The sequence below is a fragment of the Nonomuraea jabiensis genome (assembly GCF_014204795.1).
Classification (GTDB): Bacteria; Actinomycetota; Actinomycetes; order Streptosporangiales; family Streptosporangiaceae; genus Nonomuraea; species Nonomuraea jabiensis.
In genome coordinates this window covers 2,834,841-2,848,484 of the sequence record NZ_JACHMB010000001.1, presented here as the reverse complement: position 1 = coordinate 2,848,484, position 13,644 = coordinate 2,834,841, and the positions used below count along the sequence as shown (strand labels likewise).

Genomic DNA, 13,644 nt, shown 5'->3' with positions numbered 1-13,644 from the left:
CATTAGCGTCAACCGGGTGACGGGGCGTCATGGCCGAACCGGGATGAGCCATGTCGCTGGGCAGCACTGCATGCGGGCGAGGCGCGAAGCTGGGACACAGGCGATCCGAAGCCTCGGACCTGGCCGAATACGTATCGCTGTGAAGCGTAGAAGGCGACGTAACCGGTAAGGACAGCAGCATCCGACATCGGCTTCGGGGGGATCTATGCCGGATATGTCACCCAGACGCGACCGTGAGCGTGACGCGAGTGGTGGGACGCGGTTGGCGGCATGGTTGCGTGACGGCCCTCCTGGGCCGTTCCGGCCCGAGTTCTGGCGCAGCCCCCTGCGTGGCCCGTGGCTCACGTCAGTGCTCGGCCTGGTCCTGCTCGTCGGGCTGGTCATCGTCGCGGTCACCGGGCTGTTGTCGTACGCCGCCTACGAGCCGCGACTGCCGGGGAACGACACCACCCCCTCCAAGGGCCTGCTGGGCTTCTATCTCTTCGACTGGCCGACGAACCCGGTCTGGATGTACCGGCTCACCCAGGGCGCTCACGTCGTCGTCGGGTTGACGCTGGTGCCGGTGCTGCTGGCCAAGCTGTGGTCAGTGATCCCGAAGCTGTTCGCCTGGCCGCCCGCGCGCTCGATCGCCGAGGCTGTCGAGCGGGCCAGTCTGGTGCTTTTGGTGGGTGGCGCGGTGTTCCAGTTCGTCACCGGGATTCTCAACATCCAGGTCTTCTACGTCTTCCCGTTCTCCTTCTACCCGGCGCATCTGTACGGTGCGTGGATCTTCCTGGCCGCGCTCGTCGTCCACGTCGTGGTGCGGCTGCCGAAGGCGATCCGCGCCGTGCGGTCCCGCGGCCTGGGCCGCGAGTTGCGCACGGGCCTGGCGGATACGCGGCCGGAACCGCCCGACCCGGACGGCCTGGTGGCCGTGGATCCGGCGCCGCCCACCATGTCCCGGCGCGGGCTGCTGGCGTTCGTCGGCGGGGGTTCGGCGATGATGTTCGGCCTGTCGGTGGGGCAGACGGTGGACGGGCCGCTGCGCCGTACGGCGTTGCTGGCGCCGCACGGGCGCGAGTACGGCACCGGGCCCAACGACTTCCAGGTCAACAAGACGGCGGCCAGCCTCGGTGTCACCGCGGCGGAGACGGGCCCTCAGTGGCGGCTGGCCGTCGTCGGCGCGGGCCGGATCCTTCTGTCGCGGGAGGACCTGCTGGCGATGCCGCTGCACACCTACGCGCTGCCGATCGCCTGCGTGGAGGGATGGTCGACCGAGCAGACCTGGACCGGCGTACGCCTGGCGGACCTGGCCCACCTGGCCGGAGTGCGGCTCGGTACGGCGGGGGTAACGGCCAGGTCACTGCAGCGCGTGGGCTATTTCGGCCAGGCGTCGCTCAGCGCCCGGCAGGTGGCCGACCTGCGCTCGCTGCTCGCGCTGCGGGTGAACGGCGCCGACCTGTCGCTCGACCACGGATATCCGGCGCGGATCATCGTGCCGAACGCCCCTGGCGTGCACAACACCAAGTGGGTGCGCGAACTCGACTTCCGCGTGGAGATCTCGTGAAGCGGTTGGCGAGTGTCTACGGCGCGCCCCTGTGGCATCTTCTCGTGCTGGTGGCCTGCTTCGTGGTCGCCGGCTATGTCGCCACGCGGGTGGTCGCCGCCGGCATCCTGCTGGGGTTCGCCGTGTGGTTCGCCGGTGCGATCATCTTGCACGATCTGGTGCTGCTGCCCTTGTATTCCGGGGCCGACGTGGTCACGCAGGCCTTGACCAGGCGAGTGGCTCGCCCACGCCGGACCGGTGTGGTCAATTACCTGAGAGTGCCGGCCATGCTGTCGGGCTTGTTGCTGTTGGTGTGGTTCCCGCTCATCCTCCGTGGCGCCGACGCAACTATCGCTGGGCGGTCGGATTGAGCACCTCTCCCTACCTCGCGCGGTGGTTGCTGATCACTTTGGTTCTCTTCGGCGTCTCGGGGCTGCTGTACGCCGTGCGGCGCCGTGCGCTGAGAAGCGGACGCGGGCGACGAGACCCGTGATGACCGCCAGCGCCGCGACACCGTAGGCGGCAGTCCCGAGCCCGGCCTGAGCGCTCAGGTAAGCGACCGAACCGGCCGGCGGGATACCGAGCCATTCCCACCGGCCGTCAAGAGCGGCGAGTGCGACGACCAGCAGGGCGTACCAGGAGTATCCCGGCGTGAAGACGAGGAAGGCCGTGCCGGTCACCACCAAGGCTCCACGCCACGGCCGGTGAGCATCGCCCCGGCGCAGCACGAACAGGGCCGCGGCCGCGAAAACGGCGAGGGCGGCAGGCAGGGCCCACGAGTCGGGCAGGATCAGGCGCAGTACCGCGTAGCGGCTGTCAGCGCCGGCATCGCTGTAGCCCTCTTCGTTCAGATAACCGAAGAAGTAGCCGAAGACGGAATCGCGGGACGCCAGCACGTACGGCAGATAGGCGAGCGCCACGACGAGAAGAGCAGGCCCGAGGACCGCCAGAGCAGCCGGCGCCCGCCGCCACCCGGAGGGCCCGCCCTTGGCCAGAAGCCCGGAGAGCATCCCGGGCGCGGCCGCGGCGGGCAGGAGCTTGACGGCGGTGGCCGCGCCGAGCAGCAGGCCGCCGCGGACTCTGTGCCTGCTCGCGGTGATCAGGGCGATGACGGTGAGCAGGACGCCGAACGCGTCGACATGGGCGTTGTTCACCGCCTCGATCGGAACGGCGGGGCACCATGCCCACCAGGCCGCCCGCGCCGGAGCCTTGGGACTGAGCGCTATCAGCAGGACGAGTGACGTGCCCAAGGCCAGCAGCGCTCCGCCGATCTGGAGCGGCTTGTGCCGCGACCCCTCGGGCGAGAGCCGGTGCACGACCGCGAAGTACGCCTCCGCCAGCGGCGGGTAGATCGTGTGGACAGCGGGGCGGTTGATCCGCGTACACGATCGGGCGCCGTCGCGGGAGGGGACCGGGTAACGGTCGGGGCCGTCGCAGTCGGCGCCCTCGGGGAAGAGCCAGCGGTCGCGTAGCGGCGTGAGCGCGGGGTCGGCCGGGGCGTGGTCATAGGGTGAGACGCCCGCCGCCTGCACGCGGCCGTCCCAGGCGTAGCGATAGGCATCGGTGCTGGTGGCCGGTGGCGCCAGGAGCCCCGTGGCGGTCACTGCGATGCCCCCGGCGATCACCAGGAACGCCGCCTGACGTCCTGGCACCTTGCGCAGCGCCCACACCCCCGCGGCGTAGAGCGCCCACGCGAGCGCGTACCGCCAGAGCAGGCCGGCGCGATCGGCGTAGAAGGATCCCGTGCTGATTGTCAGTGCGAGCACGCAGAGCAGGGCGAGGAGGAGCACGGTCGCGCAGGCGAGAGGGCAGCGGATCAGGTTGTGCATCTTCCCTCGCCATGCTGGGAATCGAGCCTCGATACGAGCGGTCAGGCCAGCGGCGCGGTGGCGAACTCCTTCATCCCCTCGGCGAAGCCGATCCGCGCCTGAAAACCGAGCTCGGCGGCTGCCCGGTGCGGCGAGGCCACGATGTGGCGCACGTCCCCAAGCCGGTACTCCCCGGTGGTGACCGGATTCGGGCCGCCCCGTTGCGCCGCCAGGATTCGGGCCATCTCTCCGACGGTGTGGGGCTCCCCGCTGGCGATGTTGTAGACGGTCAGCGTTCCCGGCTCCCCGCAGGTGAGGGCGGCGACGTTCGCGTCGGCGACATCGCGGACGTGGACGAAGTCGCGCATCTGCCCACCGTCCTCGAACACGCGCGGGGCGCAGCCGGCCTCCAGCGCGGACCGGAAGATCGCCGCGACGCCCGAGTACGGCGTGTTCCTCGGCATCCTGGGGCCGTACACATTGTGGTAGCGAAGTGCGGTCACCGTACCGCCCGTCTCTCGCGCCCAACTGGCGGCGAGATGCTCCTGGGCCAGCTTGGTGGTGGCGTACGCGTTGCGCGGATCCGTCGGCGCCTCCTCGTCGATCGCGGCGAGGACCACGCCCTCACCGCATCGGGGACAACGGGGCTCGAAGGACCCGCGCGACATGTCCGAGGCGGAGCGGGGACCTGGCCGCACCCGGCCGTGCCGCGCGCAGTCGTAGGCGCCCTCCCCGTAGACCACCATCGAGGACGCCAGCACCAGCCGCCCGACGCCGTGCTCCGCCATCGCCGCCAGCAGCACGGCCGTGCCGTACACGTTGACCGAGGCGTAGTCGGGCAGGTCCGCCACGTTCACGCCGAGCCCGACCTTGGCGGCCTGGTGCACGACCACGTCGGCCCCGGGCAGCAGCCGATCGAGAACGGCCGTGTCCCGGAGGTCGTAGCCGGATCGAAGGTCGAGACCGGCCACCTCATGGCCGCCCGCCTCCAGCGCCTCGACCACATGGCTTCCGATGAATCCGGCCGAACCGGTCACCAGTACCTTCGTCATCGTGGTGCTCCGATCCCGGCGAGCGCGGCGGCGTAGCGCGACCCCGGAACCAGCGCCGCCACCTCGATCGCGTCCGTGATGGTGTCCACATCGGTCAGGCACGGCATCAAGGCGACGCTCATCCCTGCCTTCCTGAGCCTTCGCAGCTGGACCTCGCCGGTGGCCGGCTCTGACATCGGTACGCCGAGCAGCATCGCGGGATCGGGCGCGCGCAGTCCGAGCAGCCAGAAGCCGCCGTCGGCCGCCGGGCCGAACACCGCGTCGTGGCCGGCGAGCAGAGACACGGCGTCGACCAGCAGGCCGGGGGAGACCTGCGGGGTGTCCATGCCAATGAGCACGATGGGGGTGGGCCGCAGCCTGTGGGTGTCCTCGAAGGCGGCGGCCAGCGTGGCGGCCTCACCGGGGGTAAGAGGGGGAACGAGCCGCGTCTTGACCCTTCCGGGCACGGGCTCCTTCGCGATCACAACGATCTGGGGGCGGCCGTCGCCGTCCCGGCCGTCCTCCGGACTCACGCGGCTCCATCCCGACGAGCCATGACCCGGCGCATGTCGCCGATCGCCCGCAGGGTGCCGCGTACCGTGCCGGTCACCTTTGACCGGCCCTCGCGGGGCAGGTAGTCCACCTCAGTCTCCCGAATGCGCCAGCCCGCCGCCCCGGCACGCAGCACCATCTCCAGCGGATAGCCGAAACGCCGGTCGACGAGCTCCAGCCGGAGCAGCGCCACGCGCCCGCACGCCCGCATCGGCCCCAGGTCGTGCAGCGAGGCACTGGTACGGCGGCGCAGCCTCCGGGCCAGCATCGCGTTGCCCAGCCGGGCATGCACCGGCCATGACGCGCCCGGCCGGAGGACACGGCGGCCGAGGACGAGATCGGCCTCGCCGGCCACGACAGGTCCGCTCACCCGGGGCAGCTGTTGCGGGTCAAGCGACGCATCGGCGTCCATGAAGCACACGACGTCCGAGACCGCGGCCACGAGGCCCGCATGGCAGGCCGCGCCGAACCCGCGGTGGGGCTCGCACACCACCGTGGCGCCGAGCCCGACCGCGATCTTCGCGGATCCGTCGGTCGAGCCGTTGTCGACCACGATCGGGCGAAAGCCGTCCGGCATCCGCCCGAGCACCCACGGAAGGGCCGCCGCCTCGTTCAGGCAGGGCAGCACCACGTCGATCCCCATGCGGCGACGTTAACGCCGCACCTCAACCCACACCTCGTGAAGAGTGCCGCCTTTCCGAGAAATGACCAGCTCAGGGCCACCCCGAGGGTCGTCAGGCGAACGACGCCAGTGATCGTGAACAACGCGTCACGCTCACCAGGTGAGCCACACCACGGACGGGCCCATGTGGTGAAGGCAGAAGCAGGGGCATCATCTCGCGATGTATGGACGCGAAGGATGAGCCGTTGCGGCTCGCCCTTTACGGGCGCACGTCCACTGAGGATTTCCAGGATCCGGTCTCCTGCTGTGGGTGGCAGCGCGAGGTGGTGCAGAGCTTGATCGCGGGCCAAGGCGTGATCGTGACCGAGCTCGTCGACATCGGGTGCCCGCGGCGGCTGCCGTGGACCGAGCGACCGCAAGGCCGCCGCGCTGCTGACCGCGCCGGCCGATCCGAATTCGAGCTGCTCGTCGACCCGGGACGGCGGCACGCGCATCTAGCTGCTCGCAGGGCTACTTCGGTGTGGCTTTGCGGGCGTCGGATGGACTCGCATTGGGTGAGCGGGAGGTTACCGGGGCCGTCACGGGTACACGAGCGCCAGATCTCGAGATGCGCAGACCCGCGTCGTGAGTGGGCTCAACGCTAAAGAGCCCGCTCCGGAGAGCGAGCCCTTTATGGAGTAATCCTGTGTCCGAGGGGGGACACACTCGATAAGTACATGCCCTTCAGCGCCTCCACCACACTCGTTCTCCCAGGTCGGGAGGGTTGAGCAGCTATGGAGACGAACATGCGAGCTGTGCGCCGCATTCACCGTACGACGATCACAGGAGTCCTGCTTCTCGCAACCATCGCGGCGGTCGTATCGTTCCGGCACATGCACGAGCTGTGCCTCCGCCACGGTGAGGATCATGTGGCGGCGGTGCTCATCCCGCTCGCGGTCGACGGCACGATCGTCGTCGCCTCAATGTCCATTCTCCTGGGCAACCGGTACGGATCCCGTGGCGGGTTGCTGGCTTGGACCATGTTGCTGATCGGCAGCCTCGCCAGCCTCGGAGCCAACATCGCCGTCGCCGATCCGAGCCTGATCGGTCGCATCATCGCCGCTTGGCCAAGCGCCGCTTTGATCGGCAGTTACGAGCTCTTGATGTCCCAGATCCGTCAAGCTTCCGCCCAAGAGCCAGTTGGGGCGCAGGGCGAGGTGGCAAGGGATCCGGAACCTGTCGGGGTCTATGACCACGATTCGCCAGAGCAAGCGGGTCCTGATGAGTTCGGGAGGGAAGATCTCCGTCGAACCGCTTGGCGGTGGGCTCTGGCGAATCGCCTTCCTGATGGGGCGCTCCCGTCGGGCCGGGTTATCGCTGAGCAGTTCGCGCGGAGTGCTCGGTGGGGACGTTGGATCAAGCGAATTGGTCTTGAAGGGAAGCTCGCAGGGCGCGATCACTCCACTGCCGCGTGACATAGCGGATACCAAGCATGACGTTGGTGACCCGGCCATGACTGCCGCCTGGAGCGGAACACCCGCATGCGCGGGGCCGACCTCGGCACGCCCTTCTACGAGACGCGCCCAGGGAACACCCCGCATGCGCGGGCCGACTTCGATCGGTCCACCTTCGCGCCCGCGTGGTACGGAACACCCCCGCATGTGCGGGGCCGACATGGACTGTCCGACCAGGTAGTCCTCCGGATCCGGAACACCCCCGCATACGCGGGGCCGACGGGGCCATAGCCTCAGCGATGTTGCCGATCGCCGGAACACCCCCGCATGCGCGGGGCCGACGATGCCGGTACCACACTGCACGTCGCACGGGCCGGAACATCCCCGAATGCGCGGGGCCGACCTCCTCTACCGGGCCGCGATCCCGGCCCGGGGGCGGAACGCCCCCGCATGCGCGGGGGCGACACGGATGGAACGGCGTGATATGGCGTCTACTACGGAACACCCCCGCATGCGCGGGGCCGACGAGCTCCACCCCAGGCACCCGCCCCTGAGCGGGGGAACACCCCCGCATGCGCGGGGCCGACGCGACGAGCCGCGCGAGATTGTCCCCCGACGGCGGAACACCCCCGCATGCGCGGGGCCGACTCCAGCGCACGCCACTTGACCGTGCCGTCCGCGGGAACACCCCCGCATGCGCGGGGCCGACCCGGTCTCGTCCTCGGCCAGGGTCAGCGTCCCAGGAACACCCCCCGCATGCGCGGGGCCGACGCGGCCACGTGGCCCTCGCACCCGGGGCAATGCGGAACACCCCCGCATGCGCGGGGCCGACACCAACATGGGGTCTGGCCATGGGTACGTCCCCGGAACATCCCCGCATACGCGGGGCCGACGTGATCCGCACGCTTGCCAACGGCGCTGGCTCTGGAACACCCCCGCATGCGCGGGGCCGACCGGCCGGCCCGATCCACGAACCCGTTGATGCGCGGAACACCCCCGCATGCGTGGGGCCGACGAACCCCTCACCACCCGGGCCCAGGACTCGCTCGGAACACCCCCGCATGCGCGGGGCCGACCGGGCGACAGTGGGGCGGGCTAGCCGTCTCACAGGAACACCCCCGCATGCGCGGGGCCGACGCATGTGGATCACCTACAAGCTAGCTGGATAGCGGAACACACCCGCATGCGCGGGGCCGACGTCGTGCAGGTCCGTGAGGCGCTGCATCGCCTGGGAACACCCCCGCATGCGCGGGGCCGACGCCTGGGCGGCGCCCGGCGGCAACGCGGACGGCGGAACACCCCCGCATGCGCGGGGCCGACCGCCCCGTACGCGCTACTGACCCCGCGTTGAGAGGAACACCCCCGCATGCGCGGGGCCGACAAGGTCCATTCCCGCTTCACGTCCGCCAGCCACGGAACACCCCCGCATGCGCGGGGCCGACCCGAGCGCCAGGAAGGCGCACCGCAGGGCGTACGGAACACCCCCGCATGCGCGGGGCCGACCAGCAGGGCACCGACTACTTCTTCCGGCAGATTGGAACACCCCCGCATGCGCGGGGCCGACTCCGTGGTGATGGACGTGTCGGTGCTGGCGGGCGGAACACCCCCGCATTCGCGGGGCCGACACCGTCCCGGGCATCGCGCTCGGGGCGACGTGCGGAACACCCCCGCATGCGCGGGGCCGACGGCGTCCAATGGATCAAGGACATCGTGTCCTGGGGAACACCCCCGCATGCGCGGGGCCGACCGGCGCAAGCTGTACGAGAACAGCCGAGGCCGGGGAACACCCCCGCATGCGCGGGGCCGACGTCACCGTGTGCGTGCCCGGGGGCACGTAGGTGGGAACACCCCCGCATGCGCGGGGCCGACGCCCGAGGGCGGCGGCCAAAGGGGAAAGCGACGGGAACACCCCCGCATGCGCGGGGCCGACCCGGCCTGCCAGATGTAGACGTTGTTGGCGTCCGGAACACCCCCGAATGCGCGGGGCCGACCACCCGATCATCCTGCCGCGCTGGCCTGATCGTGGAACACCCCCGCATGCGCGGGGCCGACGTCAGCGCTAGGAGCTGCTCGTTGAGACCCCAGGGAACACCCCCGCATGCGCGGGGCCGACAGCTCCTCAACGGAATCCCAGCGAATGACGCTCGGAACACCCCCGCATGCGCGTCGAACAGGGGGAACACCCCCGCATGCGCGGGGCCGACTACCTTCCCGAGCACATCGCCAATCTCAACGCCGGAACACCCCCGCATGCGCGGGGCCGACGGACGCTCGTTAATCGGCACCGAGCGAGGAAACGGAACACCCCCGCATGCGCGGGGCCGACCCAGGCAGCACTGTGGCGTACGAGATGCCGTACGGAACACCCCCGCATGCGCGGGGCCGACCCCCACTCGTACAGGTGGGCGTACTCAGAGAACGGAACACCCCCGCATGCGCGGGGCCGACTGCACGCCGCCCTCGGGGACGGCGACGATGCGGAGGAACACCCCCGCCTGCGCGGGGCCTGCGCGGCCCGGTCCATGTCGCCGATCGGAACACCCCCGCATGCGCGGGGCCGACGTCTCTCCCTGTCCCTTTACAGCCGATTCGACCGGAACACCCCCGCATGCGCGGGGCCGACTCGCAAAGCACGCAGTACGGCCGGACGCTGACGGGAACACCCCCGCATGCGCGGGGCCGACCGCAGGGGGTCGGGCAGGACAGGACGTCAGCGCGGAACACCCCCGCATGCGCGGGGCCGACAAGGCCGGCCCCTCCTCCTCCGGGGAAAAGCTCGGAACACCCCCGCATGCGCGGGGCCGACGCGCAAGGACTCGCCCCCGTGGTACGGGGTGCTGGAACACCCCCGCATGCGCGGGGCCGACCGCAGAACCGGCTCGCCGAGGTGACCCGCCAGGGGAACACCCCCGCATGCGCGGGGCCGACGCTGGCACAATGTGCTCGTACTGCTTGGCGGTCGGAACACCCCCGCATGCGCGGGGCCGACGGCGAGCATCGCGCGGACCAACTCTCGGGATAGGGAACACCCCCGCATTCGCGGGGCCGACCTCGAATCGTTGATGTATCAGCCGATCATCGCGGGAACACCCCCGCATGCGCGGGGCCGACGGACTGCAGTTGAGCATGATCGTGTGCTCGAGGGGAACACCCCCGCATGCGCGGGGCCGACCCAGGACACGACCGCGATCAACAACCCGAGCAAGGAACACCCCCGCATGCGCGGGGCCGACGGCAACTCTCAGCCCGTAAGTGTCGTACGCCATGGAACACCCCCGCATGCGCGGGGCCGACCGAATTTCCCCCTGTACTTTTCAGCGAAACGCGGAACACCCCCGCATGCGCGGGGCCGACGGCACGGGCACCGTCCTGTTCGACTTCATCGACGGAACACCCCCGCATGCGCGGGGCCGACACGCCCCTCCCGTCGTTATCGCGGTGGCGAGCGGGAACACCCCCGCATGCGCGGGGCCGACCCGAACTGGACAAACATGGCAAAGAGTGGGCCTGGAACACCCCCGCATGCGCGGGGCCGACCTCCTGCTCTGGGCCTTGGCCAACCGGGAGAACGGAACACCCCCGCATGCGCGGGGCCGACACCCAACGAGCACGACGGGCTTGCCCCGGGGGGAACACCCCCGCATGCGCGGGGCCGACATCCTCGTCCCCGTTGGAAATGGGCCAGCGTGCGGAACACCCCCGCATGCGCGGGGCCGACCGGGTCGCGACTCTGACCCCGACCCCGTGACGGGGAACACCCCCGCATGCGCGGGGCCGACTCCTCAAAACGCAGAGGACCGCGACGCTCGGTGGGAACACCCCCGCATGCGCGGGGCCGACGCGGTCGTACGCGGTGCGGGCCTTCGGGTCCTCCGGAACACCCCCGCATGCGCGGAGCCGACGCGTCGAGCTGGATCACCTCGACCGTGATGCCCGGAACACCCCCGCATGCGCGGGGCCGACGGTCAAGAGCGGCCAGGCCGCGCGCTGGCCGGCGGAACACCCCCGCATGCGCGGGGCCGACGCCACGTGCCCGTTCATGGTGGTCGCCCAGCGCGGAACACCCCCGCATGCGCGGGGCCGACCTAAGAAGGCACCCCACTACTCTATTGTCATTCGGAACACCCCCGCATGCGCGGGGCCGACCGGGTCCTTGACCTGCATAAGCTGCGTGATCAGGGAACACCCCCGCATGCGCGGGGCCGACGGTGGTACCACCCCGTGGAAAATGGCCACGCGGGGAACACCCCCGCATGCGCGGGGCCGACATGAATGCCGCGGTCGCGCGGCAGAGAGACTGAGGAACACCCCCGCATGCGCGGGGCCGACCGCGAAGCCCGGCTACATGAACCCTGAAGGGGTGGAACACCCCCGCATGCGCGGGGCCGACTCCGCCGCCTGCCGGTAGTAGCGCCGCGTGTCCGGAACACCCCCGCATGCGCGGGGCCGACCGGGGCAGTCATTGTCCTGGGCAGCGACCGGAAGGAACACCCCCGCATGCGCGGGGCCGACCTGTTCGACGCCGGCGTGCAGGCCGGCAAGGGCGGAACACCCCCGCATGCGCGGGGCCGACTTGCCCGTGCTCGCGGCGAAAGTCGCCGCCCGCGGAACACCCCCGCATGCGCGGGGCCGACGGTCGGCGGCTCGGATTCGCCGGTGCTGAGGAGGGAACACCCCCGCATGCGCGGGGCCGACAAGGCGAGCCTCGAGCATTGGCACTAGCGGGACGGAACACCCCCGCATGCGCGGGGCCGACCTCAGAACTTCTCATTGGGCGGAACACTGGCGAGGAACACCCCCGCATGCGCGGGGCCGACGATCACTTCTTTTTGCCGCCGCGTCGCGCCCGGGGAACACCCCCGCATGCACGGGGCCGACCTCCGGCATGAGCTGGTCATACAGATCCCGGACGGAACACCCCCGCATGCGCGGGGCCGACCCGCTGCCGTCCTTGGGCGTCTTGACGTCGGGCGGAACACCCCCGCATGCGCGGGGCCGACGCTGGTCATCAGCCACGGGTGCCACCCAGCATCGGAACACCCCCGCATGCGCGGGGCCGACGGACGCTCGTTAATCGGCACCGAGCGAGGAAACGGAACACCCCCGCATGCGCGGGGCCGACTGGACGCCCACCACGTCGTTACCGGTGGCGACGGGAACACCCCCGCATGCGCGGGGCCGACGCCGACGAAGTGCTCACCTCCGACTCCAGCCGCGGAACACCCCCGCATGCGCGGGGCCGACCACAAGGCCGTCCGCCGGTTTCCGGTCGCGTACGGAACACCCCCGCATGCGCGGGGCCGACGCTCGAACGATGACCTTGACGTCTGGACCGTCGGGAACACCCCCGCATGCGCGGGGCCGACTTCAAGGCCGCGCTGTCTGGCGACATCGACACCGGAACACCCCCGCATGCGCGGGGCCGACGACAATCCGTACCTGGACTGGACCGGTCTGGTAGGAACACCCCCGCATGCGCGGGGCCGACCTGTCACAGAGGCCTCGGCCATGGCGGGGATCGGGAACACCCCCGCATGCGCGGGGCCGACCCGGTCTCGATCGCGTCGATCAGGTCGCGCCGCGGAACACCCCCGCATGCGCGGGGCCGACCGGGCGAAGGCCTCGCTGCCGCGCTCGATCGGGGGAACACCCCCCGCATGCGCGGGGCCGACACGCGCCGAGTCGGGGACCTGGTCGCACGGGCAGGAACACCCCCGCATGCGCGGGGCCGACCGGAACCCTTCTACGACTGGGCCCCTGGGTGGGGGAACACCCCCGCATGCGCGGGGCCGACCTGGCCGAATTCATCCGCCACGCGTTCGGCGACGGAACACCCCCGCATGCGCGGGGCCGACATGCGGAGGAGGGCCGCGCGCCAGACCAGGGTCGGAACACCCCCGCATGCGCGGGGCCGACATCACGGCGGGTCCGTCGCTGCCTCAAATCGTGGGAACACCCCCGCATGCGCGGGGCCGACTCCCCGCCGCCGCTGTTGGCGACGTCGAGCACCGGAACACCCCCGCATGCGCGGGGCCGACATCCGTCTGTACGACGATGTCTCTGCCTGGCGGGGAACACCCCCGCATGCGCGGGGCCGACTCGAGGCGAACACTGGGCCGGCCCAGGCGGGGAGGAACACCCCCGCATGCGCGGGGCCGACAGGGAGTCGAGCCCGACCAGACAGCCGGGGTGGGGAACACCCCCGCATGCGCGGGGCCGACCGGCCGCGGTCCTGCCCGCCGGCGACAGAGCGTGGAACACCCCCGCATGCGCGGGGCCGACGTCGTGCTCGAGGTGACGGACTCGTCGGCCGCCGGAACACCCCCGCATGCGCGGGGCCGACGCGTGATGACTGATCAACCCGCAAACGCTCCGGGGAACACCCCCGCATGCGCGGGGCCGACCCGTGGCGGCCCGACCGGATCAGCCGCGAAAGCGGAACACCCCCGCATGCGCGGGGCCGACGTGACGGACGGGAACAGAACGCGCTCGCTGGGCGGAACACCCCCGCATGCGCGGGGCCGACCGCGCTCGGACCCGCTTCCGTGGTGCCCGCGGGGGAACACCCCCGCATGCGCGGGGCCGACGCCGGTCATGACCCCGCGCAGACCGCGGCGGAGGGAACACCCCCGCATGCGCGGGGCCGACGTACGACCGGCAAGCGTATGAGGCC

General features: G+C 71.1%; 7 protein-coding genes and 1 CRISPR repeat array (1 of these 8 cut by a window edge). Of the genes, 3 read left to right on the top strand and 4 right to left on the bottom strand.

Annotated elements, in window-relative coordinates; translation table 11 throughout:
* Positions 1-262 precede the first annotated feature (262 nt).
* Together HD596_RS12380 and HD596_RS12375 are read left to right on the top strand one after the other, a co-directional pair.
* The gene (locus HD596_RS12380; RefSeq protein WP_246554378.1) at positions 263-1,546 is read left to right on the top strand and encodes a molybdopterin-dependent oxidoreductase; all 1,284 of its coding nucleotides are present in this window, start codon (positions 263-265) and stop codon (positions 1,544-1,546) included.
* Positions 1,543-1,896 (top strand): hypothetical protein, encoded by a 354-nt coding sequence (locus HD596_RS12375; RefSeq protein ID WP_221519296.1) that lies wholly within the window; start codon positions 1,543-1,545, stop codon positions 1,894-1,896. The genes HD596_RS12380 and HD596_RS12375 overlap by 4 nt, the downstream gene beginning before the upstream one ends.
* A 33-nt stretch (positions 1,897-1,929) precedes the next feature.
* Here the strand turns inward: HD596_RS12375 and HD596_RS12370 are convergent, their stop codons facing one another.
* The 4 genes from HD596_RS12370 to HD596_RS12355 are packed head-to-tail and all read right to left on the bottom strand — an operon-like array spanning position 1,930 to position 5,559.
* Positions 1,930-3,354: a glycosyltransferase 87 family protein gene (locus HD596_RS12370; RefSeq protein ID WP_185069395.1), complete on the bottom strand. Its 1,425-nt coding sequence runs from the start codon at positions 3,352-3,354 to the stop codon at positions 1,930-1,932.
* A gap of 41 nt (positions 3,355-3,395) precedes the next feature.
* Complete coding sequence (locus HD596_RS12365; RefSeq protein WP_185069394.1) at positions 3,396-4,385, bottom strand: NAD-dependent epimerase/dehydratase family protein; 990 nt, start codon at positions 4,383-4,385, stop codon at positions 3,396-3,398.
* A complete protein-coding gene (locus tag HD596_RS12360; protein WP_185069393.1) occupies positions 4,382-4,897 on the bottom strand; it encodes a TIGR04282 family arsenosugar biosynthesis glycosyltransferase in 516 nt (171 codons plus the stop codon). Before HD596_RS12360 ends, HD596_RS12365 begins: the two co-directional genes overlap by 4 nt.
* A complete protein-coding gene (locus HD596_RS12355) occupies positions 4,894-5,559 on the bottom strand; it encodes a glycosyltransferase family 2 protein (RefSeq protein ID WP_185069392.1) in 666 nt (221 codons plus the stop codon). The genes HD596_RS12360 and HD596_RS12355 overlap by 4 nt, the downstream gene beginning before the upstream one ends.
* A 764-nt stretch (positions 5,560-6,323) precedes the next feature.
* Here HD596_RS12355 and HD596_RS12350 point away from each other — a divergent pair.
* On the top strand, positions 6,324-6,992 hold the full coding sequence (locus tag HD596_RS12350) for a DUF2637 domain-containing protein (RefSeq protein ID WP_185069391.1): 669 nt from the start codon (positions 6,324-6,326) through the stop codon (positions 6,990-6,992).
* Between the two features lie 171 nt (positions 6,993-7,163).
* Positions 7,164-13,644: direct repeats of the CRISPR family, unit length 28 nt; unit sequence GGAACACCCCCGCATGCGCGGGGCCGAC (it continues 829 nt past the right edge of the window).

Bases quoted from the DNA above. Each gene is read 5' to 3' on its own strand.
- HD596_RS12370 (WP_185069395.1), bottom strand. From the start codon at position 3,354: ATGCACAACCTGATCCGCTGCCCTCTCGCCTGCGCGACCGTGCTCCTC.
- HD596_RS12365 (WP_185069394.1), bottom strand. From the start codon at position 4,385: ATGACGAAGGTACTGGTGACCGGTTCGGCCGGATTCATCGGAAGCCAT.
- HD596_RS12355 (WP_185069392.1), bottom strand. From the start codon at position 5,559: ATGGGGATCGACGTGGTGCTGCCCTGCCTGAACGAGGCGGCGGCCCTT.
- HD596_RS12350 (WP_185069391.1), top strand. From the start codon at position 6,324: ATGCGAGCTGTGCGCCGCATTCACCGTACGACGATCACAGGAGTCCTG.